Source organism: Streptomyces sp. SID5643 (genome assembly GCF_009872555.1).
Lineage (GTDB): Bacteria > Actinomycetota > Actinomycetes > Streptomycetales > Streptomycetaceae > Streptomyces > Streptomyces iakyrus.
In genome coordinates this window covers 1-268 of the sequence record NZ_WWIC01000116.1, presented here as the reverse complement: position 1 = coordinate 268, position 268 = coordinate 1, and the positions used below count along the sequence as shown (strand labels likewise).

The window sequence follows — 268 nt, the reverse complement described above, 5'->3', positions numbered from 1 at the left end:
CGGACGGCCATGAAGATGCGCGGCATGACGGGGAAGTGGAACGCCATGTGGCACTCGTCGCCGCCGCTCGGGTAGTCGCCGAAGTAGTCGACGACGTCCTCGGGCCACTGGTTGGCCTCCGCCAGCAGCACCGTGTCCGGGTACAGGGCGTCGATCTCGCGCCGGACCCGCCTGAGGAACGCGTGCGTGGCGGGCAGGTTCTCGCAGTTGGTGCCCTCGGCCGCGTAGAGATAGGGGACCGCGTCCAGCCGGAACCCGTCGATGCCCA

1 protein-coding gene is annotated in these 268 nt (G+C 69.4%); it reads right to left on the bottom strand.

Features of this window, described 5'->3' with window-relative positions:
• Positions 1-268, bottom strand: a 268-nt coding sequence (locus tag GTY56_RS14870; RefSeq protein WP_524540104.1) for an alpha-amylase family glycosyl hydrolase, incomplete at both ends; no start/stop codon positions are given.